General features: G+C 50.4%; 24 protein-coding genes. 12 read left to right on the top strand and 12 right to left on the bottom strand.

Annotated elements, in window-relative coordinates:
- Window positions 1-9: 9 nt before the first annotated feature.
- Together ABEA14_RS13630 and ABEA14_RS13635 are read right to left on the bottom strand one after the other, a co-directional pair.
- Window positions 10-534 (bottom strand): DUF2059 domain-containing protein, encoded by a 525-nt coding sequence (locus tag ABEA14_RS13630; RefSeq protein ID WP_345340579.1) that lies wholly within the window; start codon window positions 532-534, stop codon window positions 10-12.
- 123 nt (window positions 535-657) lie between these two features.
- Window positions 658-1,158, bottom strand: a complete 501-nt coding sequence (locus ABEA14_RS13635; protein ID WP_345340580.1) for a hypothetical protein — start codon at window positions 1,156-1,158, stop codon at window positions 658-660.
- Window positions 1,159-1,266: 108 nt separating this feature from the next.
- Here ABEA14_RS13635 and ABEA14_RS13640 point away from each other — a divergent pair, with 108 nt between their 5' ends.
- The 3 genes from ABEA14_RS13640 (at window position 1,267) to ABEA14_RS13650 (ending at window position 6,655) form a co-directional block, all read left to right on the top strand.
- Window positions 1,267-2,409, top strand: a complete 1,143-nt coding sequence (locus tag ABEA14_RS13640) for a MalY/PatB family protein (protein ID WP_345340581.1) — start codon at window positions 1,267-1,269, stop codon at window positions 2,407-2,409.
- Window positions 2,410-2,476: 67 nt separating this feature from the next.
- Window positions 2,477-4,435, top strand: a complete 1,959-nt coding sequence (locus tag ABEA14_RS13645) for a sensor domain-containing diguanylate cyclase (protein WP_345340582.1) — start codon at window positions 2,477-2,479, stop codon at window positions 4,433-4,435.
- A 138-nt stretch (window positions 4,436-4,573) separates the two neighbouring features.
- Entirely contained in the window at window positions 4,574-6,655 is a 2,082-nt protein-coding gene (locus ABEA14_RS13650; RefSeq protein WP_345340583.1) for a TonB-dependent receptor, read from the top strand.
- 117 nt (window positions 6,656-6,772) lie between these two features.
- Here ABEA14_RS13650 and ABEA14_RS13655 read toward each other — a convergent pair whose 3' ends face one another.
- The 5 genes from ABEA14_RS13655 to ABEA14_RS13675 all read right to left on the bottom strand — a co-directional run bounded on the left by ABEA14_RS13655 (window position 6,773) and on the right by ABEA14_RS13675 (window position 10,699).
- On the bottom strand, window positions 6,773-7,327 hold the full coding sequence (locus ABEA14_RS13655) for a response regulator transcription factor (RefSeq protein ID WP_345340584.1): 555 nt from the start codon (window positions 7,325-7,327) through the stop codon (window positions 6,773-6,775).
- The gene (locus ABEA14_RS13660; RefSeq protein WP_345340654.1) at window positions 7,327-8,511 is read right to left on the bottom strand and encodes an ATP-binding protein; all 1,185 of its coding nucleotides are present in this window, start codon (window positions 8,509-8,511) and stop codon (window positions 7,327-7,329) included. Before ABEA14_RS13660 ends, ABEA14_RS13655 begins: the two co-directional genes overlap by 1 nt.
- 92 nt (window positions 8,512-8,603) lie before the next feature.
- Window positions 8,604-9,113 carry an S-ribosylhomocysteine lyase gene (gene luxS, locus ABEA14_RS13665; RefSeq protein WP_345340585.1) on the bottom strand — a complete coding sequence of 170 codons (510 nt, stop codon included), beginning with the start codon at window positions 9,111-9,113 and terminating at the stop codon, window positions 8,604-8,606.
- A gap of 86 nt (window positions 9,114-9,199) precedes the next feature.
- The gene (locus ABEA14_RS13670; RefSeq protein WP_345340586.1) at window positions 9,200-10,156 is read right to left on the bottom strand and encodes a cation diffusion facilitator family transporter; all 957 of its coding nucleotides are present in this window, start codon (window positions 10,154-10,156) and stop codon (window positions 9,200-9,202) included.
- 66 nt (window positions 10,157-10,222) lie between these two features.
- Complete coding sequence (locus ABEA14_RS13675; protein WP_345340587.1) at window positions 10,223-10,699, bottom strand: Spy/CpxP family protein refolding chaperone; 477 nt, start codon at window positions 10,697-10,699, stop codon at window positions 10,223-10,225.
- A gap of 126 nt (window positions 10,700-10,825) precedes the next feature.
- Between ABEA14_RS13675 and ABEA14_RS13680 the strand changes: the two genes are divergently transcribed.
- From ABEA14_RS13680 to ABEA14_RS13695, 4 genes are all read left to right on the top strand, one after another.
- Window positions 10,826-11,518 carry a response regulator gene (locus tag ABEA14_RS13680; RefSeq protein WP_345340588.1) on the top strand — a complete coding sequence of 231 codons (693 nt, stop codon included), beginning with the start codon at window positions 10,826-10,828 and terminating at the stop codon, window positions 11,516-11,518.
- Complete coding sequence (locus ABEA14_RS13685) at window positions 11,518-12,870, top strand: ATP-binding protein (RefSeq protein ID WP_345340589.1); 1,353 nt, start codon at window positions 11,518-11,520, stop codon at window positions 12,868-12,870. The genes ABEA14_RS13680 and ABEA14_RS13685 overlap by 1 nt, the downstream gene beginning before the upstream one ends.
- Before the next feature lie 56 nt (window positions 12,871-12,926).
- Window positions 12,927-13,391 carry a tRNA (uridine(34)/cytosine(34)/5-carboxymethylaminomethyluridine(34)-2'-O)-methyltransferase TrmL gene (gene trmL, locus ABEA14_RS13690; protein ID WP_345340590.1) on the top strand — a complete coding sequence of 155 codons (465 nt, stop codon included), beginning with the start codon at window positions 12,927-12,929 and terminating at the stop codon, window positions 13,389-13,391.
- A gap of 96 nt (window positions 13,392-13,487) precedes the next feature.
- On the top strand, window positions 13,488-16,688 hold the full coding sequence (locus ABEA14_RS13695; RefSeq protein ID WP_345340591.1) for a diguanylate cyclase: 3,201 nt from the start codon (window positions 13,488-13,490) through the stop codon (window positions 16,686-16,688).
- On the opposite strand, the gene gpsA is transcribed toward ABEA14_RS13695, so the two are convergent.
- From gpsA to ABEA14_RS13715, 4 genes are all read right to left on the bottom strand, one after another.
- On the bottom strand, window positions 16,673-17,680 hold the full coding sequence (gene gpsA, locus ABEA14_RS13700) for an NAD(P)H-dependent glycerol-3-phosphate dehydrogenase (RefSeq protein WP_345340592.1): 1,008 nt from the start codon (window positions 17,678-17,680) through the stop codon (window positions 16,673-16,675). The two genes, ABEA14_RS13695 and gpsA, sit on opposite strands and share 16 nt — an antisense overlap.
- Window positions 17,681-17,683: 3 nt before the next feature.
- Window positions 17,684-18,169, bottom strand: a complete 486-nt coding sequence (gene secB / locus ABEA14_RS13705; RefSeq protein ID WP_345340593.1) for a protein-export chaperone SecB — start codon at window positions 18,167-18,169, stop codon at window positions 17,684-17,686.
- Window positions 18,170-18,230: 61 nt separating this feature from the next.
- Complete coding sequence (gene grxC, locus ABEA14_RS13710) at window positions 18,231-18,485, bottom strand: glutaredoxin 3 (RefSeq protein ID WP_345340594.1); 255 nt, start codon at window positions 18,483-18,485, stop codon at window positions 18,231-18,233.
- A gap of 12 nt (window positions 18,486-18,497) precedes the next feature.
- The gene (locus tag ABEA14_RS13715) at window positions 18,498-18,920 is read right to left on the bottom strand and encodes a rhodanese-like domain-containing protein (RefSeq protein ID WP_345340595.1); all 423 of its coding nucleotides are present in this window, start codon (window positions 18,918-18,920) and stop codon (window positions 18,498-18,500) included.
- A gap of 199 nt (window positions 18,921-19,119) precedes the next feature.
- On the opposite strand from ABEA14_RS13715, the gene gpmM reads away from it, so the two are divergent.
- From gpmM to ABEA14_RS13735, 4 genes are all read left to right on the top strand, one after another.
- Window positions 19,120-20,664, top strand: a complete 1,545-nt coding sequence (gpmM, locus tag ABEA14_RS13720; protein ID WP_345340596.1) for a 2,3-bisphosphoglycerate-independent phosphoglycerate mutase — start codon at window positions 19,120-19,122, stop codon at window positions 20,662-20,664.
- A 6-nt stretch (window positions 20,665-20,670) separates the two neighbouring features.
- Complete coding sequence (locus ABEA14_RS13725) at window positions 20,671-21,834, top strand: murein hydrolase activator EnvC family protein (RefSeq protein ID WP_345340597.1); 1,164 nt, start codon at window positions 20,671-20,673, stop codon at window positions 21,832-21,834.
- Between the two features lie 112 nt (window positions 21,835-21,946).
- Complete coding sequence (locus ABEA14_RS13730) at window positions 21,947-23,191, top strand: S41 family peptidase (RefSeq protein WP_345340598.1); 1,245 nt, start codon at window positions 21,947-21,949, stop codon at window positions 23,189-23,191.
- A 48-nt stretch (window positions 23,192-23,239) separates the two neighbouring features.
- Window positions 23,240-24,094: a divergent polysaccharide deacetylase family protein gene (locus ABEA14_RS13735; protein ID WP_345340599.1), complete on the top strand. Its 855-nt coding sequence runs from the start codon at window positions 23,240-23,242 to the stop codon at window positions 24,092-24,094.
- Window positions 24,095-24,110: 16 nt separating this feature from the next.
- On the opposite strand, the gene ABEA14_RS13740 is transcribed toward ABEA14_RS13735, so the two are convergent.
- Window positions 24,111-24,386 (bottom strand): YkgJ family cysteine cluster protein, encoded by a 276-nt coding sequence (locus ABEA14_RS13740; protein WP_345340655.1) that lies wholly within the window; start codon window positions 24,384-24,386, stop codon window positions 24,111-24,113.
- 523 nt (window positions 24,387-24,909) lie between these two features.
- Between ABEA14_RS13740 and ABEA14_RS13745 the strand changes: the two genes are divergently transcribed.
- Window positions 24,910-25,617, top strand: a complete 708-nt coding sequence (locus ABEA14_RS13745; protein ID WP_345340600.1) for a GIY-YIG nuclease family protein — start codon at window positions 24,910-24,912, stop codon at window positions 25,615-25,617.
- Window positions 25,618-25,691: the final 74 nt, after the last annotated feature.

The raw sequence follows: 25,691 nt of genomic DNA on the forward strand, positions 1-25,691 counted from the left end.
TCCGGACAGTTATTGCGCTGGCTTTTGCGCTGATGGCAGCAGTCCTTCCTGTTGGAAGCGCTGGCTTAATCTTAGCTGCAATTTGCCACTCAGTGCCTGTGCCCATGACTGACCCACCAGTGTACTTTCCTGAGTAAGTTGTGGCATGACTCTAATCGACTTCTGACCCACGGGTGATTCGTAAAAGGCGATCAGTGCGTTAATTTCTTCCAGGGTAAAGTGACGATGATAAATCGGCATCAATGAACGCTGCAGTTCACCGGTTTGCAGTTCTTCGCCTACCACTTTATTGACTTCATCAGCGATAACATCGATCGCGCGAGCGGGAATATCTGGATAGGCAAGTTGCATCGCTTTGGCGCTTTGATTGATAAACATATCCGCAAACATCATTCCCATCTGGTCTGAGCCAGTGATCTCCATCAGCTTAATGATGGCGGCCTGCTTGTCATCGGGGATCTTGGCTTCCTGGGCCACGGCGTGCCCACAAGCACCCAGTAGTAAAATACAAATCAGTTGACGAAGCAGTGACATAAGTCCTCATTAATTAATGATGTTAGGGTCTCGCCGCAGAGTAACCGCGAACCTTTCGACGGGTCAAACTCGGAACAGAAAAGACGTGAGGCTGGCAGGGCTGCCAGCCAGGCTGAATAAGTATCAGACTTGTGCTGTCTGGGTGCTGTTAGTTGACGTTTTAACCGCGCTGTTGGTCGCCAGCAGGCGACAACACTGAATAAAAGATTCTATCGTGTCTGCTCGCCATTGCTGTTGGAACTCGTCAGATTGACGGGCAACGTGTACTGGCCACTCCTCCAATGCAATGGTGTTGAGCCCACGTTTTTCATGAACGATAAACAACTCACTAGGCCGCAATTTTTTCTTAAGGCAGTCTTCGCACACATCGAGTAGCTTGTCGATTATCAGGATGCGCCAGGCCGTATCTTCTTTCTCTGGTTGCCGCTTTATCTGCGCCAGTGCCAGCAGTTGCAGTTCTTTAATGATGGTTAATGTCATCTTTTCCTGAGCAGCACTGTGTCCAACGTAAGCTTTTACCTGGCGGCGACTTTGGGACAACTCGCGTTTTAGAATCTCGCTGCGGGAATAGAGATAAAGCAGCACCAGCACGGCAACGCCTACAGCTATCACTATCCAGATCACTGGGTACCTTCTTATTGTTATCAACTTGTGACAAGTAACGCGGTACACTTTTGCCACTACTCTCCTTATCATGCAAGCAATAAATGCCAGCAACAGTGAATCGTAATAATGAAGAAGCTTTTTGATACACACGTTGACCGTCGCCAGACCGCCAGTCAGAAATGGGAGCGATACAGTGGCCAGGATGTATTGCCCATGTGGGTGGCTGATACTGACTTTCAGGCGCCCCAGGCGGTAATGGATGCGCTGCACCAACGGATCTCCCACGGTGTGTTTGGCTACACCCTGGCGCCTGATTCGCTGACTGAAACCATTGTTGAACGTATGGCGCGGCTTTATCAGTGGCCTATCGAACCTGAGTGGATTGTCTATCTACCAGGGCTGGTATGTGGTTTGAATGTGACGACCCGCTCAATGGCGTCAGAAGGCGGCAAAGTCGTCACGCCAGTCCCTGTGTATCCCCCCTTTATGTCTTCAGTACTGCTGGCTAAACGTAAATTGCTTAAAGCCCCTATGGTGTTAATCGATGGGCGCTGGCAACTGGATCTGGACGAACTGGAGCGTCATGCCGCAGAGGCAGAGCTGCTGCTGTTATGTAATCCACATAACCCTGGCGGTACCGTCTACACTCGCGATGAGTTGGAAGCGATCCGCGAGATTGCTGAGCGCCACCAACTCACCGTCTGTTCCGACGATATCCATTGTGATCTGTTGTTGGATAAAGACGCGGTACACGTGCCATTTGCCAGCCTGAATGAAGATGCAGCCAATCGCACTGTGACCCTGATGGCGCCATCAAAAACCTTCAATATCGCCGGATTAGCGTGCTCCTTTGCGATTATTCCTAACCCTGAACTTCGCCAGAAGTTTATCCGTGCAAAGCGCGGCATTGTGCCGGATATTAACTTGTTGGGTTACACCGCTGCTGAAGCAGCGTACCGTCATGGTGATGCCTGGTTGGAAGCGCAGCTGGATTACCTGCGCAGTCACCGTGATCGTATCCAACAAGCCGTTGTAAATATGCCAGGCCTGTCATTGGCGCATATTCAGGCAACCTATCTGGCTTGGATCGACGCCAGTGCTCTGCAGTTAGATTGCCCGCAGCAGTTCTTTGAGAAGCACGGGGTTGGTATGTCGCCTGGGCGAGATTTTGGTGCACCGAATTTCATTCGACTCAATTTTGGCTGTACTGCTGAGACGTTAGAGCAAGCTATTGAAAGAATGGAACAAGCGTTGATCACACTTGGCTAAAGTAAGGTGAGAAATCGCCGATATTCGGTCTACTATTTAGGTAATTCAACGAGCTTAAGGTAGCCTTATGCAGCAGAGGTCTGGTCGTGCGTTCCTGGTGTATTTCCTGATCACGCTGCTGGGCCTGTCTTTGGTGATATCTGTTGTTGGCTATCACGCTTATCACAAGGTGCTGGAGTTGAGGCTGGATACCTTGAAAGCCAATGGCGCCTACAAAATGTCGGCAGTAGAACTGTTGCTGAATTCCAAAGTTGACCGCATTAATCAAACCATCGAAGTTCTTTCCCGCCATCGCCTGTTGCGTGATGCACTCGTCCTGCCGGGAGACCAGAGTGAGCGGGAGCTGGAAGTTCACTGGGATTCTGTACTCGAAACTGGGGTAGCCTGGGAAAGGTTGAGCTTTATTGACTTGCAGGGCATCGAACGCTTTGGCGTTTATCGTGTCAGCGAAAACCAGGTGAACCCACTGCCTGCAAAAGACCTTAGCCGTTTCAGTAGTGACGATCTGTTTGATAAAGCTCAGCGACTGGAAGCGAATGAAAAATATTATGCACCTGCGGCACTTGAAGAAACTGAGCAAGGGTTACCCGTCCTTCCTATTCAAGCCATTGCGCCAGTCATTACGCCAGTGGAGTTTAACCTGCAGCGTATCGGTTACCTCTACGCCGAGATAAACATCATGCATCTGATTGAGAGGATCAGGCAGTTGCCGGATATGATCATCGGTGAGCCGATGATGGTAGGAGAGCAGGGCTACTATCGTTTCCATACCGATATGAGTCGCATCTATGGCGATCGTTACCCATCCCGCAGTCAATACAACTTTAAGGACGAATACCCTGACGCCTGGAAAGAGGTGATTGAGGACGCCAATACGGTGCACAGTGGAGTCTATGAAGGGAAAAACGCTACTTTTGTGTTTAACCGGTTTGAGTCTCGCAGCCGGTTCCGTGGCCCAACCTTTATGATCATTCGTATTCCCTACAACTGGCTGGTGGTTAATTCGAAGCCCGCACTGAATACACTGTGGCTCAATCTATCGATGACGTTTGGTATTGCGCTTCTTGCCGCGTTGATAGTGGGTGCCATTGGCGGCGGTCGTGCTAAGCGGCAACATCAACGCAGACTGGCGGAAGCCATGGTGGAATCGATGTCTGCTGTGGTGGTGACAGATGCATTCGGCCGAGTTCAGGATGTCAATCCCAGCTTTGAGCGCATTACCGGATTTAAAGAGGCGGATATCATTGGCGAAACGCCAGAGATGTTGAAGTCCACCGAACACAGCCCGATCTTCTACGCGCGCCTGGTCAAAACCTTACTGGATAAAAAGTTTTGGCGTGGTGAGATCTGGTGTCAGTTTGCGGATGCTCGCTATCACCCCATGCTGGTTGAGATCCATGCGATCCAGGATAAGAGCGGCAAAGTCACCAACTATGTGGGTTCTTGTCTCGATCTCAGTGAGCAGAAACAGCTTGAAGTAGAGTTGCGTGAAAAGTCGCTTCGGGATCCATTGACCGGTTGTTGGAACCGCCGCTACCTGAGTGAATTGCTTCGTAACGAGATCTCTCGCCAGCGTCGTTACGGTCAGCCACTGGCCCTGGCAACCTTTGATATCGACAAGTTCAAACGCATTAATGATAAACATGGTCATGATGTGGGTGACCAGGTGTTACTGCGTTGTGCAGATGTGGTCAAACGCCAGTTGCGCAGAAGTGATGCCCTTGCACGCATTGGTGGAGAAGAGTTTGTCATCGTTATGCCGATGACACCTCGCGAAGGTGCAGAGATTTTAGTTGAGCGGATCCGGGACAAGCTGCATAAGCTTACGGACGAGCCAAAATTCACTGTCAGTATGGGCATGACCGTTGCCATTGCCGGTGATGAGACTGAAGAGCTGCTTAAACGTGCTGATATGGCCTTGTATGAAGCTAAAGCCAGCGGTCGAAATCGTAGCTGCTTTGCGACGCCCAGCCAGATCACGCCTATCTCCGTCAGCGAAGAACTGCTTAAACCAGGAGCCGTTTAGCTTTCTCTCCAGAGGCAATCAATTGTTGCCAGCAGGTGCGACAAATTGTCGCACTTCATCAACTTTCCATTGCTAATGGTCAGCGTCAGCTTTGCAATATGTAGCATCATTATTTCAAATTAAAACATATTGTTAATCATGCCTCGCAAGCTATCTTTGGGTTACTCCTTACTTTGCATTTCGCCCCTTTTTGTCACCTGTCATTTGTCTTATGCCGAGCAGGTTGAGCATATTGAAGTTCATGGTCAAAGATCGTCTTTTTCCATTGGCGTAGCGACAGAGCAGGTTGCACCATCAGCCGATGTGGGGGAGTGGTTAAAGTCTCTACCGGGGGCAGACGTTAACCGTAACGGGCCTGTTTCCGGGATCGCCCAATATCGAGGTTTGTACGGTGACAGAGTCAACGTTTCGGTTGCTGGTCGTCCCGTTGTCGGCGCCGGCCCTAACTCGATGGATGCGCCGCTGAGTTATGCCCCTGATGTCTTGATTCAAAGTCTGGTGGTCGACCGAGGAGTGGCGCCTGTGTCTCGAGGGCTCAATACTTTGGGGGGCGCTGTGACTGCCGAGTTCTATCTGCCTGCGTTCTCCGCTACCGGTGACTTAACCAGTGAACATTTACTTCGCGGTGGTTACCGGGATAACGGTGGCGCCAGTGAGTTGGCATTTCGTTCAATGATGGCTCAGGATGATCATGCACTACTGCTCTTTGGCGAGGATCTCTGTGGCCGGGAAGATCAGGAAGATGGCGACGGACGCGAAATATCACCCACGGAATACCACAAACGCAGCGCAGGTGTGAACTACCAACACCAGTTATCAAATGGCCAGATCGGTGCGGATTATCAATATCTCAATACCAAGGATGCAGGCACCCCAGCGCTGCCGATGGATATTGACTACATCCTGACGCATCGCAGTGGCCTTTCGGGGCGCTATGAACTGTACGCAAGTGATATTCAGTGGCAGATAGGCTACTCGGACGCTGAACACGCAATGGATAATCATCGTATGCGCAGCAATGGAGATCCCGCTCGATATCGTAAAAACAACGCAAACAGTGACGCCTGGGATGCACGTATCAGTTGGCAGCAGAGTGATGACTTCGGTGCCATTGATGGCTGGCAGATAGGATTTGACCTGCTGAGTGAAAACCACGATGCCGTGATCACTAACCCCAACAACAGCCTGTTTCGCATCGATAATTTCAATGATGTCGACCAGCATCATCTCGGCCTGTTTGCGCAATGGCACGGGCAACTAAATGATTGGTCTATCGTCAGTGGTGGCCGGATTAAATATCTGAAATCGGATTCTGGAGAGGTCAGCCATTCGATGGCGCTGATGAATCCAAATATTCGGGAGTTGGTTGAACGGTTCAACAACTCGGATCGTGAGCAGTCAGATTGGATGCTGGATCTGGCGCTAAATGCCAGCTACCCATTGGCCGACAATTGGTTGGGGCAATTAGGCCTGGGAGTCAAACAACGACCCGCTTCCTATCAGGAGCGCTATCTGTGGTTACCGATGCAAAGCACAGGTGGACTGGCAGATGGTAAAACCTATGTCGGAGATGTCGAATTAGATCCTGAAACCGCCTGGCAAATTGATGTCGGCGTCGATTATCAGAGTCGTGAGTGGCAGATCTCTCCCCGCGTGTTTTACCAGCGTATTGATGACTACATTCAGGGCACCCCGTCAGAGGATCCTGTCGTGCAGCAGGTTGCCATGATGATGGGGGATGATTCGCCTCTTCAGTTTAGTAACGTGGATGCAGAGCTGTATGGTCTGGACCTGCTTTGGCATTTGGATATTTCGCACCGCTGGCGTTTGGGCGGGCAGGCGACTTATGTGAGGGGAGAGCGACGGGACATTGATGACAACCTGTACCGAGTGTCACCTCCCAACATGAGTCTCTATGGCGCTTATCAGTCTGATCTGTGGCAGGCGAAGCTGGATTGGCGTGGCTACATGTCTCAGGACGATGTTTCCGAGACGAACCAGGAGCAGGAAACCGCTGGGTACGGCATCCTCGGCGCTGAGGTTGTGTTCCAGCCAGATACGGCACTGGCGTTGCGGGCAGGTGTCAGCAATCTGTTTGACCAAGCCTATCAGGATCATTTGGCCGGCTATAACCGGGTGTCAGGCAGTGAGTTGGCGGTCGGGGAGCGTTTGCCCGGAGATGGGCGCACAGTCTGGTGTCGTGCCGAGTATGTTTTTTAGTCGTTGAGCTTCAGAGTTAAAAGCGTGTTGTTGCTTGGTTGCCTCGCATTCCCAAAATATGACGTGACGGCACACTGTCTTGGTGTGCTTCTTTGGGAGACCATTCTACTTAGATAGTTATTGGGATACGGGGCGTTTTTTTAGCTTACGCTGCAAGGTTCGACGATGCATGCCTAACTGCTCTGCAGTTTTTGAGATATTGCCATCATTGGCTTTCATTACCTGCTGTATGTGTTCCCACTCCAATCGTTCCGGCGTCATCTTGGGTTCATCCACGCCTGCATTAAATTGGTCACTATCCACAGTACTGTGGGTTTTAGCCTTTCCCTGAAGCGCGGCCACAATGGTTTGTGTATCTGCGGGTTTTGCCAGATAGTCATCTGCACCCGCGTGAATCGCCTCAACAGCATTGGCAATACTGGCATAGCCTGTAAGCAAAACGATACGGCTGCTGGGGAGTAACTGCCGTAGAGGGGATATCAGACTAAGGCCACTTTGCTCTGCTAGTTTCACATCCAGCAGAATATACTCGGGTCGCCACTGACGTGCGGTCAGTAGTGCATCTGTGGCATTCGCTGCTTCTCGGCACTCATAACCTTCTCGGCTCAATCGCCTGCAGACAATTCGACTGAAATCCTGGTCATCCTCAATCACAAGTAAACGAAGAGGCATCAGTCCAATTGCTCCCTTGCCGTCTTAGTGGTCGTCGTATTGAGCAATGGTAGTGATACTTCGGCAACTGCTCCGCCAGCTGGGTGATTACTCAAACTGAGTTGGCCGCCAAGTCGTTCTATGGTGGCGTGGCTGAGTAATACAGAAATACCCAGGCCTTGCTGGCTGGGCTGGGTATTCAGCCCCAGTGAATTAAGCAGCGCGGGTGACAAGCCGGGACCTGAGTCCCGAATATTAATCGATAGCTGCTTGCCAGTGGCAGACAGTGTAATTTCAACATGCCATGGCGGTTTCGCAAGCGTTTGTTTTGAGGCTTCAAATCCATTGGCTACCAAATTCAACAGCGCAGGCAATAGTGCTGAATCGACGGCTATTTGTCCTTTGGGATAACTGTTCGGTAGCGCTAATTTGCACTCAGGAAAGGTCAGGCTTGCTTGCTCCAGGAGCTGTTTGCAGAGCGCTTCAATCGTCATGGCTTCGCTGGTATTGGACTGTATTTGGCGCGCGGTGGAACGAAACCTGTCGAGATGATTAGAGCATTGAGAAATAGGGGCTTTAAGCTCTTTGACTAATGTGTCGTCGGGGTATGAGTCTTCCAGTTCTTCCTGTAGCAGGTTGAGACTGGCGAGTGGCGTTGCAAATTGGTGTGCGACCTGGGCGGAAGCTGTGCCCAGGGTCAGGATCTGTTCATTTCTCAGTTGCTCTTCGCGCAGTTTGCTTATCTGGGCAGACTGCATTCTGAGCTTTCTCGCCAATGCACCCACTACCAGGGTGATCACCCCCAGAGAGGCTAGAAAGGTAACCCACATACCCACAAAGTGGCTCTGCATCTGATGGTGGCCATGGTGCGGTTGTGGTGCCAACCAAAGTAATACTGAATAGCCCGTGAGGGCCAACAAACTCAGCACGACAATTGCGTTGCGTGGCAGGCTGACAGCCGCCAGTGCTACCGGCAGCAGTAATAGAGAAACAAAGGCGTTCGTTGCGCCGCCACTGAACCAGAGCCAGGCAGACAACAACAGCAGATCCATAGCCAGCTGGATCGCCAGCATGGGGATAAAAAGCCACCTCTTGCTGTGATAAAGCCAGCTACTGACAGCGAGCGTCAGGGTGCCGATGAGAATTAGAATAACGCCATGGGGCTGTTGGCTATTGGAGCCAAGCCAGGACTCGGGCAGAAGCATTAACACGCACAACACTGTCAGCAGTGTTGCGCGTAGTATCAAATGGAATCGAAATTGGCTTTGGCCTTCCCCCATGGCGGTGGTGGGGAAAACTAAAGGGTTTTCAGAATGCTGTCAGGTAGCGCCAGCTCGTCATTCTTGTTGACTGCAATGCCCTGACTGATGATGTCGCTGGCAATCGCTTTTGCATCATCCAGAGAGTGCATCTCGTAAGTGCCACACTGATATTCATTCAATTCTGGAATATCGTTTTGCGAGGTCACACCCTGAACATCTCTCATCGCTGCCAACCAGGCATCTGCGACCGCTTGCTCTGACGGCTCACCGATCAGGCTCATATAGAATCCGGTGCGGCAACCCATAGGGCTGATATCGATGATTTCGACACTATCAGAGTTAAGGTGGTCGCGCATAAAGCCAGCGAACAGGTGCTCCAATGTATGAATACCGCGCTCGCTTAACAGCGCTTCATTAGGAATGCAGAAGCGAAGGTCAAAGACGGTGATCGGGTCTTTGTGCGGTGTGCTCATCTTCTTTGCTACACGCACGGCGGGTGCCTGCATCTTGGTGTGGTCAACGGTAAAACTATCTAATAAAGGCATGGCCTGTTCCCCGAAACTGTCTTTTGGAAAATCGCAGCTGATAGCTAACAATTCGCTGCGATCTGATTGCGCTACATGATACCAGCTTATGTGCGAGCGTCACCCTCTGCCGGCTCGCTCACACTGGCTTCCGCGGCGTCAGTTTTTGTTGATTGATTATTGGCGACAACAGAGATTGGATCCTGGTGAATAATCACATCGCAGTTTTCCAATACGGTTCGAATATCCTCTTCGATCTCATCGGCAATTTTATGGGCGTCTACCAGTGGCAGATGATCATCCAGCTCCAGGTGCATCTGCACAAAGCGTGTACCACCGGCCTGACGGGTTCTCAGGTCGTGTATGCCATGCACTTTGGGATGGGCTTCTGCCAGTGCAATAATCTTGGCCTGTTCCGTGGCTGGCAGCTCTCGGTCCAGCAGGTGTTGAATGGCATCCTGCGCGATTTCTTTTGCGCTCCAGGCCATGTAGATACCGATACCAATGGCGAGCAGGGCGTCGGCAAGATGTATCCCCCAGGCAGTTAGCCCCAGCGCAAGCAGCACGGCACAATTCATCAGCAGATCGCTGCGGTAGTGGAGGGCATCGGCCTTAATGGCCAGGCTGCCGGTTTTGCGGATCACGTAGCCCTGATAAAGCAGCAGTAAGCCGGTGGCCAGGGTCGAAAACAGCATGACCGCAACCGCCAAACCCACTTCGCTTAGCGGTGAAGGGTGCAACAAACGGTCAATACCATGCAGGATCAAAAGCAGTGATGAACCGGCAATAAACATGGCCTGTGCCATTGCGGCCAGGCTTTCCATCTTGCCGTGGCCGAACCTGTGCTCAGCATCTGCGGGTTGGGTTGCATAACGGAGTGCCAGCAGATTGAGCAATGAAGCCGCTGCATCCATCAGTGAATCAGTGAGGCTGGCCAGCAGGCTGGCGGAGCCTGAACTGATCCAGGCCACCAGTTTGGCCAGGATCAGAAAGGTCGCTGTGATGGAGGCCGCCAATGCGGCCCGGCGAACGAGCCTGCGATAGTTATCGGGATCATTTTTCATATCCCAATTATATCGTCAGTTTTGTTACTAAAGTTTTAATTTCGCTCAGCTTTATGAGTCGTGGTTTTACTTGCCCCGCATTTTTTCACCACGAGATTTCATCTGCGCTTCCATTAGCTCCAGGAATTTCTCCTGCTGAGCGGGTTCCAGCAGGTGATAGATCTTGTAATGCATCTCTACGCGTTTCAGCATATGTTCGGCCATCTTTTCCTGACGTTCGGCAATCAGCACTTTGGCGGCATTTTCGTCAAAACTGTCCGCAGTAATAAGTGCACGCATCTGCTCTTTATGGTCTTCTCGTTCAGCTTTGTTAGTCTCTCTGTTTGCTTTTTTCTCTGCTTTTGCAGATTTCATCAGCTCGCGGATCTCAGATTTTTGGTCATCACTCAGATCTAACTGTGAAAGTACTTGTTTCATTGGATTGTTATCGCCACCCTTGCCTGGCTTCGCGATTGCCAGCGGAGAAACTAAAATGGCTGCAATGGTCAGAGCGACAAGATTTTTCTTCAACATGGTGATTTCCTCAGGTAAGTCAGTTTTCATGGTTAAGTCTACTTGCCTGAATGCAAACCAGGGTTTGTTAGCGTAAAGAAGTGCAAAGCTTGCGCTGAATTCGTAGAGCGTAGCGGTGGCTTTCAGTACAGTTAAGATCAGAGGAGTAAGTAACCTATGAAGATCCTGATCATTGATGACGACCGAGCACTGTGCGAGCTATTGGCAGAATTGCTGACAATGGAAGGTTTTGATGTCGCGATGAGTCATGACGGCCAGGCCGGATTGGACAAAGCTACATCAAATGATTTTGACCTGATCCTTTTGGATGTGATGCTACCGAGCCTTAATGGTATGGAAGTGCTGAAGCAGTTACGTCAGCAGGCCTGTGAGACTCCCGTGTTGATGCTGACAGCACGAGGCGAAGAAACCGACCGGGTTTTAGGGTTAGAGTTCGGCGCCGATGATTACCTGCCAAAGCCTTTCAGTGACCGCGAGTTGATAGCTAGAATTCGAGCTATCCTGCGTCGTACGTCAGTCCCTGCAAAACCAACGGTGAACCATGATCAGCTCACGGTAGGTGAACTGGTATTGTTACCCGGCAGACAGGAAGCTCGCTGGCGCGAGAATAAACTGGATCTGACATCGACAGAATTCACCCTATTGCACAACCTTGTCCAGTCGGAAGGGCAGGTGCTTTCAAAAGAGTTCCTCAATAAAAAAGTGTTGGGAAGGTCGCTATTACCTTATGACCGCAGCTTGGATGTGCACGTAAGTAACCTACGTAAGAAGCTGCCATCCCGTTCTGATGGTGGTGACTGGATCCGAACTGTGCGGGGCAAGGGCTACCTCTGGTTGGAGGATTGTTAATGCGCTGGTTCGGGGGCCTTTACCCCAAGCTGTTTCTCTGGTTCTGGCTTACCTTGCTGGTGATGATCGCTTTGGTCGTTACCATCCCTCGACTGTGGAGTGAGACTTACTTCGAGCTTCCCGATCGTCCACTGCGCCATATGCAGGGATTTGTTGATGAGGTGGAGCGAAAGGTGGAACGCCGTCGCAGGCCACCCCCGGGAGAAGGAAAGCGCTGGTATTTGGTCAATGCTGACGGTGAAAGCCGAGATGGCAGCCCAGTGCCCGAAATCGTGCTGTCACTGCAGCTGGCGAGCACTGCTGATGGCAAACCCAGGGGGGTCATTGACGGGCGTTGGCTGTATGCCGGTCCATGGGATATCCGCATACATGGTCAGGATTGGCAGATTGTGCTGAGGCACCCAAAAGATAAGTCACCACTCCCCCTGTTACCGTTTATGTTCAACCACCCCTGGCGCTTGGTTGTTCTGATAGTGCTGATCAGCGGAGGGCTTTGTGGTTTTCTCGCTTGGCGTTTGGGGCGTCCTCTCCATCAGCTGAGGCAAACCGCACAGTCTCTGGCCGAAGGAAATCTGGAAGCCAGGCCGGCTTATGAGCTGCTGAGTCGTCGTGACGAAGTTGGATTACTCAGTCGTCAACTCAGCGATATGGCAGATGCACTTGGATCTGAGATCGAAGCGCAACAGCAGTTGCTACGGGATGTTTCCCATGAGTTGCGCTCTCCGTTGACTCGGCTGCAACTGGCTATCGGCCTGATGCGGCGCAGTGAAGGCGAGAGTGACTTGTTGCAGAGGGTAGAGCGTGAATCCCTGAAACTGGAAGAGATGATCGCTGAGCTGCTGCAGCTGGCTCGCATGCAGAGAAAGCGTGAAGGTATGGTGCCGCTGGAGCTTAGCGAACTGCTATCACAAGCAGTAAATGATGCTCAAATCGAGGCCGAATCAGCGGGATTGAAGCTCTCGGTTAATGTTTCACCCGAGGGGGCCGAAGCCTGGTGTGCCGGTGATGCAAGCCTGCTATCTCGCGCCATAGATAACCTTATTCGCAATGCGGTACGGTTTGCCAAAGGTCGTATTGAAGTCAACTTGCAGAAGCATGATGGTGACATCCAAATTTCAGTTGCTGATGATGGCCCAGGTGTACCTGACCATGAACTTGCGCATATCTTCCGCCCCTTCTACCGGTTGGATGATGCCCGCACGCCAGAACTGGATTCAGGTATCGGCCTAGGCATGGCGATAGTTGCTGCTGCCGTGCAGGCCCATCACGGCGACGTAGTTGCACGAAGAAGTGAATTCGGCGGGCTTGAGGTCTCCATGACGCTTCCAGCAAAAGCAGAGCGTTTGCAGTAAGCATTGGACATCAGATCTGGTAAAGTGGCGGCGTCAAGAAACACGGGAACACCTCAATGCTGCATATCGCCCTGTATGAACCAGAAATACCGCCCAATACGGGGAATATTATTCGCTTGTGTGCCAACACAGGTTGTGCCTTGCACTTGATTGAGCCGCTGGGGTTTGATTGGGACGATAAACGATTACGCCGGGCGGGTTTGGATTATCACGAGTTCGCCGCAGTAAATAAACACGCCAATCTTGAAGCCATGCTGGCAAGCTTACCTGATGCGCGCCTGTTTGCTTGCACGACTAAAGGAAGCCAGCCGTTTCAGCATGCTGAGTACAGGGATGGTGACATTTTGTTGTTTGGCCCTGAGACCCGAGGTTTGCCTGACGCCGTGTTAGCGCAAGTCGCCGCTGAGCAAAGAATCCGTATCCCTATGCGCACTGATAGCCGCTCTCTTAACCTTTCAAACGCTGTTGCCATCATCAGTTATGAGGCTTTGCGTCAGCTGGATTACCCTGAGTTAACATAGATTTATCTTGCACAATTTGTGAGCTGAACAACGGTGTAAAAAAAGCTGATACCGTACACTCTCGAGAATCTGATATCGCGAGTGTGTGTACAGGGAATGACTGCGAGGCCACTTTTTTCCGATGCGTTGCAACTCAATTGGCAGCGAGCCAATGATGAGCAAGCAACCTTTGGTTTTTACCAGAGTGATTGTGCCGATCGCTTTTGTCGCTTTGTGTCAGCTTTTGCTAAAACTCAGAAAGTGCCCCTGCTCCGGATCCAGCTCCAGCCTCAAACGGAATTTTCTCCTTATCACGCTCTACTTGCATTGTTTCGCCAGCGCATGGCTGAATCCCATCTTGATCCAGAAGAAATGGCGATGTTTGCCACCGATTACCTTCCGTTGCAACGACGCCTCAGTGGCTGGTTAAAGGGTGAATCAGAGCCGCGCCCAGAATTAGCGGTTATTGACGATCTCAATTTCGAGCAGGTGGTTCTGCGTAAAGCCATTTTGCGTTTACTTGAGTTGTTGCTTGATGAGCCAACCGTCATTGCTGTTACCGGTTGGCATTATGCTTCACCCTCAGCCATAGATGTTTTGCGGTCGATGGTCGAAGCAAAGATATCAGCGCCCATCATGATCATGGTGTGTATTGATACCCAGTACGCGCTGAACAATCGTCAGGAAGATGAGCAATGGGAGTCATTCCTCGATTGGATGGATGACCTCTATCTGTTGAATCGTGTTCCTCTACACAAAGAACCTGCCGAATTTCATTGGGTATCTCCGATGATTGGCGACGTCGCAATCAAACATGTCTCTGAAAATATGGATTGCATGGCTTGGCCCGAAGCCGTGAACGCCGCGAGGTTGCTGCTCCGCCGGGCTGACCTTAGTGATCGAGAGCGCATTCAATTACAACTGAATTTGTCTTGGGCGCTGCTTTGTTTGGGTGAGTTGGACGAAGCATTACATGAAATGGAGTTGTTGCAGGAGTGGCCTGCGTTACTTGCCTGCCCACGCTGTCACGTTAAGTTGATGTGCATGTTTGCCCTGACACAGGTCTGTAAGCAGAGCTTTGAACACGCACTGCAGAGTGCTCAACGGGCTATTGAGGTAGCGAATCAGGCGGACGACGATTACCTGCGGGCCCAGGCGTTGTTTATCGATTTTTATACCCATGATAAATCGACCACCCCTGTTTCAATTGAAGAGTTTGAGCGTCTGAACCGACTGCTCGCCATATACAAGATGGGCTGTTCGCGACTTTACTGTCTGCGTAACTATTACAATTTCCTGCGCTTCTATGACAACCTTGAAGCGGAAACAGCAATCAATTTCACTCAGCAAGCTGTTGATCTGGCGCGTATTCTTGGGCATCGACAGGGTATTGCAGCGGCTTATCACAGCAAAGGAATTATCTATTCCTATATCAGTAATTACCATGCAACATTTCGCTGCTTTGGGGTTAGCTCAAGGATAAGAGAGGAACTGGGAGAATCGCTGGAGATTGTGCGTATGCACAATGGCATCGGTTACTTTAATACCTTGCTCGAACACTACCCTGGGGCGATGAAAGAGTATCTTGCCGCCTATGCGACGGCACGACGTGTTGGGGATTACAGTGAGCTGGTGGTTACCCTGTATAACTTTGCCTGGCTCTATTTCTGTACCCGTAATTATCGTGATGCCCTGCAGATTCTGGAACAGTTGGTACGGATCTGTCGTATCCGTCAGCTAACTCACTTTCCATTTAGAAACCTTTATGACGTATTCAGCTTAAAAGGTTTTTGTCATGCAAAATTAGGTGAGTTGGCGCGTGCTCAACAGTCGTTAGATCGCCTTAATGGCTTGCCATTCCAACCCAGTCGCACTGGAAAATTCCTCCGCTCCATGCTGCAAGGCGCGGTTTACTCGGCCATGAGTGATTTAGGTAAAGCCCGGGAGCAGTTTGAACAGGCGCCGGAGCTATTGGGTAAAGTGGTCGATATGGACTCGCGATTGATTCCACAGTGTTACCTGGAGTTAGTCAGTGTCTATAGCCGACAGGGTGACTGGCAAAGCTGTGACCAGCTGCTGGAGAGCAGCCTGGAGATGTGTGAACGCCTGGAGCTACCCAAATTCCGCTCCCTGTTTCTGCAGGTGAAGGATGATGTCAGCCTGCGTTTACCGGTTGATACCAGCACGCTACCAAATCAGGTTCTTGGTCGGGTTTCTCTGCAACTGGATGAGCTGGTCATCATGGTCAAGCAAGACACCAAGCTCAGTCAGGCGAATCAGCGATTACGGGAAATCCAGCTCGTCAGTCGACTGCAATCGTTGCCTGAGCGTATTAGTTGCCCACAGTTATTGGCTTCGGAAACCTTAAAACTGGTATGCGGTAACTTTGCGCTGCAAGCCGGTGTGATCCACAAGCGTAAAGGCAGTCATTGGGAGATCTGGACCCAGGTTGGCGAGTTGCCTCAGCAACTTCAGCTTGAATCTCACCTGATGCAGGTTCAGGCCAGTCAGCGAATTCTGGTAGATAACCGGATGCATTCTCAGGGTGAAGGAGGGCAGCGTGCCACCTATGACTCCGTGGTGTGCCTGCCATTGTTCAGTGACCAACAGTTAACAGCCATTCTTACCCTGTGTGCATTTGATTCAAACCGCTTTTTTGATCGCCAGGATCAAAGCACTCTGCAAATGCTGAGTCGACAGCTCAGCAGCCAGCTTCAGCAGCTCGCTCACAGCGAACGACTGGTTAAGATGTCGACCACGGATGTGTTGACCGGCTTGTATAACCGCCAGGCGCTGCAGGCCAGACTGGAGCAGGAGCTTGAGTCAATGCGAATGAAGCCCGATGGTCAGGTTTGCTCTGTTGCTTACATGGATTTGGATAACTTCAAAACCGTCAACGACAACCTTGGTCATGGCGTCGGTGATGAAGTGTTGAAGGCGTTTGCAGATCTTCTGCAAAGTTGTCTTCGCCATGAAGATGTTGCGGCCAGATGGGGAGGCGATGAGTTTGTGGTCTTGTTCCCTAACACTGATCGTATGCAGGCTCAGGTCGTCGCCGAAAGGTTGCTCAGCACGCTCGAAGAGCGTCAGTACTTTATACCGGAGTTGACCAAGTGGGCTGGTCTCGAGCAACTGACTATCCCAATACAATTGAATTGCTCTATCGGCATATCTGAATGCACTGCCAAGGATATAGGAGGAATAGACGAAGATTGGCTGTTGTTGCAGGCAGATAAAGCGCTGTATTGCGCTAAAGATGAGGGTAAAGGCCGGGTAAAGCTCAGTGAGCCGCCGGCCGTTTATTACTCAAACGTCTGATCCCGGCTGAGCAGATCTGCTGCTGCCAGCTTTGGAGACTTACTTTCGTAAAGCACCTGATAAATCTGCTCTACAATCGGCATTTCAACACCCAAACGTTTAGCTAACAGGAATACTTCTTTGGTATTGCGATAGCCTTCGACTACCTGACCAATGCCATCTTCCGCTTCCTGCAAGGACTTGCCTGCGCCCAGAGCCAGGCCGAAACGGCGATTTCGGGACTGGTTGTCGGTACAAGTGAGTACCAGGTCACCCAAGCCACCCATGCCATTAAACGAACTTGCCTGTGCGCCGAGTGCTTCGCCTAAACGGATCATTTCTGCCAGGCCTCGGGTGATCAACGCCGTGCGAGCATTGGCACCAAAACCCAAACCATCAGCCAGACCGGCACCAATCGCGATAACGTTTTTGACCGCACCACCCAGTTGCAAACCGATAAAATCCTGATTTCGATAGACTCGGAAGCGGGACTCATTGTGCATCAGGGAGGCTAATTCGGCTGCAAAGTCGTCATCGGTAGAGGCGACCGCAATAGCTGTCGGCAATCCTTTGGCAACTTCCATCGCAAATGTTGGGCCGGATACCACAGCGAGAGAAAAACCGTCGCCCAGAATCTCTTTGGCCACGTCCTGTAACAATCTTCCGGTGTCAGCCTCCAAGCCTTTGGTCGCCCAGGCAACACGGGCATGTGGTTGCAGATGTGGCTTCATGCGCGTCAACACATCGCCAAAAGCAAAGCTGGGAACCACGATCAGAATATTGTTTGACGCGGCGACCGCTTTGGCTAAATCCGCTTCCAGGTCAAGCGAGTCAGGAAAAGGTACGCCAGGAAGAAAGGCGTCGTTGATCCGATCTTGCTCAAGCTGAGCTACATGATCGGCTTCGTGCCCCCAGAGTAGGGTTTTGTTGCCATTTCTAGCGATAGAAATAGCAAGGGCGGAGCCATAAGACCCCGCCCCCAGCACGGTAATATCGTACGCTTTAGCGTCCATTAGTTACGCGTCTGCGCTAGCCTGTGCTTCTGCTTGCTTCTGCTGAACATAAGAAGCGAACAGAGCATCAAAGTTAACAGGAGCCAGGTTCAGTGGAGGGAAAGTACCACGGCTTACCAGGCTTGCAATTGCTTCGCGAGCATATGGGAACAGGATGTTAGGGCAGAAAGAACCCAGAGTGTGAGCCAATTGAGGCTCTGGCATATTGCCGATAGAGAAGATACCCGCCTGCTGCACTTCACACAGGAATGCAGTGTCTTCACCTACTTTGGCTGTCACAGTCAGAGACAGAACTACTTCAAACGCGCTGTCGTCCAGTTTGTTGCTCTTAGTATCTAGATCCAGCTTAACTTCGGGCTTCCACTCGGCCTTAAAGATAGTAGGAGAGTTAGGCGTCTCGAAAGAGATGTCTTTTGTGTAGATACGCTGGATGTTGAATTGAGCAGTTGGTTGTTCTGCACTGCCGTTTGTCTTTTGTTCTTCAGCCATTTTCTTAACCTTAAATGTATAAATCTGTGTTCGTTATGGTTGGTTAACCAACCTTGTTTCGTTAGCGGCCCAGTAAACTGGTTAATTCGCCATTACTGTGCAGTGCCATCAAGTCGTCACATCCGCCGATACTTTTCCCATCGATAAAAATCTGCGGGACAGTGTGACGGCCGCTTAACTCCATCATTTTGCTACGCAATGTTGCGTTACCATCGACGGCTATCTCTTCATAGCTAACGTCAAGCTGGTCCAACAGTGCTTTGGCTCTGATGCAGTAAGGACACCACTGCGTGGTGTAGATAACTACTTCTGCCATGCGCACTCTCCGCTATTTACTGACTGGCAGTTTGGCATTCTGCCACTCTAACATGCCGCCTTTAAGGCGATAGAGAGTGCTGAAACCTTGCTTTTTGAGCAGTGAGCTGGCGCGAGACGCGCTGCTTCCGGTTGCGCACACCACTATAATGGGATTCTCTTTTTGCTTTTCAAGCTCACCCACCCCTTTCTGTTGCAGATCATTGAACGAGATGTGACTTGCGCCAAGAATATGCCCCTTGTTGAACTCTTCCGCTGTTCGAATATCGAGCACTTTGGCATTGTCTTTGTTCATTAACAGCGTCGCTTCTTGCGGATTAACCGCAGGCGCGCCTTTCGGGCCCAGGAAAGAGTAAAGCAGTGCACCGAGCAAACCTATCCAGGCCAGGCTTAAGATAGGGGCGGCTGTTGTCACAAATTCAACCAATTGCTGCATGAAACGTCCTCAGTTCAAATCAACGGCGTGCGGCTGGCGCACTCAAAGCGCCTGAATTATACCTGTATCGAACAATATGCACAGCCAAGTGTACTTTGCGGGGTTAAAAAATGGTTGGAAAAGTTGTCTAATATGACGCCAGAGAAGGTACACAGAATTTTTATTTCTATTTTCAGTTAGCACACAGTAGGAACTATTCATGAGTACAGCTAAGAAACCAATGGTGCTGGTCATCATGGACGGCTGGGGTTACAGCGATAACCCTGAAAACAACGCCATTCTGAATGCAAAGACCCCAGTACTGGATAAGCTATGGGCAGAATCGCCCAGCGCACTGATTTCCGGTTCAGGTAATGACGTGGGTCTGCCTGACGGCCAGATGGGTAACTCAGAAGTGGGTCACGTAAACCTTGGCGCAGGCCGTATCGTTTACCAGGACCTGACTCGTATCGATAAAGCGATTAAAGAAGGCACATTCGGCGAAAACGAAGCGCTGGTTGCAGCCGTCGATAAAGCAGCAAGCAACGGCAAAGCCGTACACATTATGGGTCTGCTGTCTCCGGGCGGTGTTCACAGCCATGAAGACCATATGATGGCAATGGTCGAAATGGCCGCAGCCCGTGGTGCTGAGAAGATTTACCTGCACGCATTCCTGGATGGTCGTGATACGCCACCACGTAGCGCTGAAGGTTCACTGCAGGCATTCCAGGACAAGTTCGCTGAACTGGGCAAAGGCCGTGTTGCCAGCCTGGTTGGTCGTTACTATGCCATGGACCGTGATAACCGTTGGGAGCGTGTAGAAGAAGCCTACAACCTGCTGACTCAAGCCAATGGTGCATTTACTGCGACGACTGCGGTTGAAGGTCTGCAAGCGGCTTACGCGCGCGACGAAAACGACGAATTCGTTAAAGCGACTGTTATCCAGGCTGATGGCGAACCAAGTGCAGCGATGGAAGATGGCGACAGCCTGATCTTTATGAACTTCCGTGCTGACCGTGCCCGTGAAATAACCCGTGCTTTTGTAGACGCAGACTTCGCTGGTTTCGAGCGCAAGGCGACTCCAGCATTGGCAGACTTCGTCATGCTGACTGAATACGCGGCGGATATTAAAACCAGCTGTGCATTCCCACCAGAAGCCTTGGTTAACACCATGGGTGAGTGGTTGGAAAAGCACAATAAGACGCAACTGCGTATCTCTGAGACTGAGAAGTACGCACACGTGACCTTCTTCTTCAGCGGTGGTCGCGAAGCGGAATACGTGGGCGAAAAGCGTGAGTTGATCGCTTCACCTAAAGTTGCAACTTACGATCTGCAGCCAGAGATGAGCTCAGAGGAGTTGACCGATAAGTTGGTTGCGGCGATTAAGGGCGGTGAATACGACTTTATCGTTTGTAACTATCCAAACGGTGACATGGTAGGCCACACCGGCGTCTATGAAGCAGCTGTCAAAGCGTGTGAAGCGGTTGATGCCTGTATTGGTCGTGTTGTAGAAGCGCTGCGTGAAGTGGGCGGCGAGTGTTTGATCACTGCCGACCATGGTAATGCTGAAAAGATGGTTGATAACACCACAGGCCAGGCACACACAGCACACACCAGTGAGCCAGTGCCGCTGATCTATGTGGGCCGTGAAGGCAAACTCGCAGAAGGTGGTAAGCTGAGCGACTTGGCGCCTACCATGCTGAAGCTTATGGGGATGGAGATCCCGGCTGAGATGAGCGGTAAAGCGCTGATCGAGGTAGCCTAAGCCTCTATGGAGCTGAAATTTCTAAGCTCCAGGCTAAACCAGCCTGCTCGTAGTTTGAGCAGGCTGTGTTTTATCTTTTTTTCCCTCTTTGTTTTTGTATTTTCTTCTCAACTTTCTGCCAGTGGCGATGATCGCCTGCATAAACTGCAGGGCCAGATAAAACGTCAATCACAACAACTCGAAAAACAAAAAGAGAAACGAGAAGCCCTGTTTGGTGAACTTCGCTCAGCGGAGCAGGAGATCGCCAAGGTAGCAAAAGTCCTGCGCATGACTCGGCAGGAACTTAATCGCACTCGCGAAGAGCTGGCCGACGCCAAGCAGCAGCAAGCAGAGCTAACCGAGCTATACGGCCACCAACAGAGTGCACTTCAGGCGCAACTCACCAGTGCTTATATGTCCGGTAACCACGATTACATCAAACTGCTGATGAACCAGCAGGAGCCGGGCAAGATCGAACGCACATTGAGTTATTACCAATACCTTAACCAGGCTCGCATGGATAACCTGGAGGCGTTGAAGAAAACTCGCCGCCAGTTGGCCCGTGTTGAGCGCAAACTGGCGGAACAGGCCAGTCGATTGCAGTCGTTAGAGCGCCGTCAGGCCGATGAAAAATCCAAGATGGAAGAGCGTCAGCTGGCCCGTGAGCGTACATTAGGCAAGCTGAAAGGTAGTCTTTCCGGTGGTCGTCAGCAATTGATAACCTTGCAGGAAAATGAACGTACCGTTCGCAGTATGATTGAGCGTCGCCGTCAGCGAGAAGCGCTCGAGATGGATGGCTTAAAAGCGCTGAAAGGGAAATTGTCCTGGCCGGTCAACGGTCGTATCAGTAGGAACTTTGGGTCCAAACGGCAGGGCAATATCGTCTGGAAAGGCGTGATGCTGCGTGCCAAAGAGGGGCAAGACGTTCTCACCGTTCATCAAGGCGTTGTTGTTTATGCCGATTGGCTGAAGGGTTTTGGTTTGCTGATGGTGGTCGATCACGGTGACGGGTATATGAGCCTGTATGGCCATAACCAAGCGTTGCTAAAACGTGTGGGAGACAGGGTCGAAAGTGGCGAACCCATCGCGTTAGCTGGAAAAAGCGGGGGCAGAACAAGCGCTGGTCTATACTTTGAAATACGCCATCAGGGGCGCGCGCTAGATCCATCCGCTTGGTGCCGTCGTAGTTAACCTAGCGTCAAAGATACGCAGGTAAGGTGTCACGACACACCCGGATGTAAACCGGCCACTGCGGAAGCGAAGGATCCCTCCTACAGTGCCAGAGACGAAAATGGGGTAGCGTATGCAGCGCTTATTTCCTCGGTTCTGGACGTTTTTTATCGGTGTTATCGCAGGCTCTGCGTTAACCCTTACAAGCAGCGTATTGGCTTATCGTCATCAAGACAGCCCTGCGTTCCAAGATGCCGCTCGTATTTATTCAATTCTCCAACAGATACAACAATTTTATGTCGATGAAGTCGCGTACGATCAGCTTATCGACGATGTGATATCAGCAATTGTCTCTCATCTTGATCGACATTCAGATTACCTGGACGGAAATGAATTTGCTCATCTCACCGATGTCACGTCCGGTGAATATGCGGGGGTTGGCGTAGAGCTCGCCGTCAGCGAAACCCAGGTGGTTGTGGTCAACATGTTTCCCGATTCGCCAGCCTCTGAATCCGGGCTCGCCATAGGCGACCGCGTGGTCAGTGTTGATGGGTTCCACATCGCCGATGAAGATCCCGAGAAACTGCTCATGGGCATGCGCGGTCAGGCTGGCACGAGCATGCGCCTTGTCGTTGAACGAGACGGCTTTCCCGAGCCCTTGGCATTTACGCTTGAACGTCGCCGCATCGAGATGAGCAGTGTTAGCCAACGCATGCTCAATGAAACTACCGGCTATCTCAAGATAAAAAGTTTTACCCAGGACACGCCTGATGAGGTCGCTGGTGCGCTTATCAGCCTGAAACAGAATGCGGGTCTGGAAGGTGTGATATTGGATTTGAGAGATAATCCAGGCGGGCTGCTCGATAGCGCACTTGCCGTGGCTGATCTGTTTTTAGACGAAGGTGTTATCGTCAAAACTCAGGGGCGTTACTATGAGGCCAACGTGGTGTATTACGCCAACAATGGTGACCGCGTCAGTGGTACATCTCTGGTGGTGTTGATTAACGGGCGTTCAGCTTCTGCTGCTGAGATCGTCGCTGGGGCGCTTCAGGGCAACGGTAGGGCGCTGGTGTTAGGAGAGCAATCGTTTGGCAAAGGCTCTATTCAGTCGCTGTTTCCGGTTGAGCCTGGAAATGGTGTATTAAAACTCACCACTGCACATTACTTCACGCCCAGTGGTTTAGCGATTGATGGGAAGGGGATCACACCTGACAGATTTGTCCCGTCAGAGGTAGTTCTCGACAGCCAGCTAACCCCTATAATAAACCCGCTGCCACTTAAGTCGGTGGTGGCCCATCAGGGGGATCGCAAGGTGCAGATCGCCAAACAGGATTTTCAGCTCAGATCCGCGCTACAGCAGCTTAATGGTGTCGACTAAACCCGATTAGGCAAAGCCGGCTGAGTTCAGGAGACACTGACTCAGCCGATGTCGTTTATCAGCAAGTTTCATTGCAGCCTATTTGTTGCCCTGCTTAGCTGGGCGGGCCTAACTATGCCGCTTAAGGCAGAGGAAAAGCCCAAAATAGTTATCGTCATTGATGACGTGGGTAACAGCGCGGACGATCAAGTAGCTGTAGAGCTGCCGGGCGACGTGACTCTCGCTTTTCTACCTTTTACACCCCACAGTCGTCGCTTGGCTGAGCTGGCCCATCAGCAAGGTAAAGAGGTGATGCTGCATATGCCGATGGCTGCCAGGGCTGGCAACAAGCTGGGTGAGGGGGCGTTAACCAATGAGATGGGCGTGGCCGCACTGCAGCAGACCCTGGTCAAAGCGCTTGCTTCTATCCCTCATGTAGCGGGTGTGAATAATCATATGGGTAGTGAGCTTACCGAATCTCTGCCACACATGGCCTGGACCATGCGTGTCCTCCGCTACTATCCGTTATATTTCATCGACAGCCGTACCACCGTTTATACCTGTGCCCAAACCGTCGCCGAAGCTACCGGCGTACCCTCACTGCGACGCCATGTGTTCCTGGACAATGAAGAGGATGAGGTTGCTATTGAACGTCAGTTCGACAAACTGCTGGCATTGGCCAAGCGGCGGGGCGAGGCGATAGGAATAGCACATCCTTACCCGGAAACTATCGCCGTACTGCAACGGCGTCTGGCAGACCTGGATGCTCAGGGGGTCGAACTGGTTCCCGCGTCAGCTTTAGTCAGTGAAGAAGCATGGGCCAAGCGAGCCGCATCTCCTTTGGCGCCTGTCGCAGTCGAGTTACCACAGCATCTGCTGGCCCTTCTGCGACAGCCGGAACGAGCCGCAGTCCTGTCGCTTTGAGGGGGCTCTGAGTGGCCTAGTCGGTTAACTGCTCAAGCTCAGTTAAGTTGATTAGTGCTATCTCGTCATTGTCGCCACAGACATCAGGGCAGGGCATGAACTTCAGGCACACCTGAGGTCGACGGGGATCGCCAAACAGTTGGCAAAGGTTATTGTCATCCAGCTGCACGCAGCGTTCTCCTGCAGGCTTACCTTCTGGCATCCCTGGGATTGGACTCGATATTGATGGCGCAATACAGCAGCAACCGCACCCTTGCCTGCTCTTGTTAGAATTAAACCTATTCTCATGAATTTTAGGGCTTTTATGTTTTTCTAAAAAACTAATAGACTAGATGGAATACTTAAAAAAAAAGTGCTCTAAAGGCAAAAAAAATTCTAAATTCATAATGATTCCAATCGGGCATGTCAGTGAACAGCATTCTGGTGTCCGAGAGATAAGCGTTTCTAATTAGCACTTGGTACTAAAAATGTTTAAAAAAATATACTACATTGCGTTTCTTTCAGTTTCAATATTCTGTTATATGCTTTGGGGGCCGTTCCTTATCGTTCAAACTATTAATGAAAGAATAAACCAAACCATCTTAGGGTTATTTTCTTGGGCGTTTTTTATTATTCTTTGTGCGTGGATGTTTAAATGTATATTCGAACGTTTATTAAGAATAAAAAAAGATGGACAGCTTATGTGTACATTTCTTGGACATAAATATACTGAAACTGATATGACTTTTATTGGTTCAGATAGAATATCGGATGTATGCGAGCGGTGTGGGCATAAGAGAAGCAACTGGGGTTGACTGTAAATATTTGGTACTTATATGTTTAAAATTTATGGTTTGGTTGACCCAAGAAATAATAAATTGTTCTATGTGGGAAGGACTTCTAAGCCTGTAGGTGTGAGATTAATTGAACATCTTAATGAAACTTACAAACACACTTTAAAACAAAAAAGAATCTCTGATATTAAGCGAGAATCTGAAATGCCGATTCGCTATGTTATTTTAGAGAGCGACATAACGACAGAGAAACAGGCGTTCTGTAAAGAGGTTTTTTGGATGGAGGTTTTCATTAAAGCTGGTGCCGAACTAACCAATGCCTCAATCGATTTTAAGGGAGTCTACTTCTTCAGAGAAGATACACTTGAAAGAAAAATCAATAGGTTAGATGAAAATCCTTCAATGCCTATTAGCTCAAAAAGTCATGAAGGCAGGGGGAAATGCATAGAGTCTGAAGAAGAAAGGTTTCTTGATAATATGGAAGGAAAATATTTTCAAATTGAATATTATATCCACTCAATCACAATGCTAGAAAAATGCAATATGTCTCTGGAAAAAATCAAGCAAAAAAGGTTGGGAAATATATTAAATAAAAAGCTAATCAATCATGGTATGCCTATATTTGATGAAGAAATAACCGAATTGTTAAATAGATATGAAAATAATCAGAACACATCAAGTTTAGAAGTTTATTTCCAAAGAAGCAGAAAGTCTCTTGAAAGTCTAATAGAAGAACACTATCTCGATTAGAGGTGGTTAAATTTACCTTATTGACTAAAATTTTATTTTCTTACAACGAATTAACGAAAGCAGAGCATTACTTC

This window comes from Corallincola platygyrae (assembly GCF_039544265.1).
GTDB lineage: Bacteria > Pseudomonadota > Gammaproteobacteria > Enterobacterales > Neiellaceae > Corallincola > Corallincola platygyrae.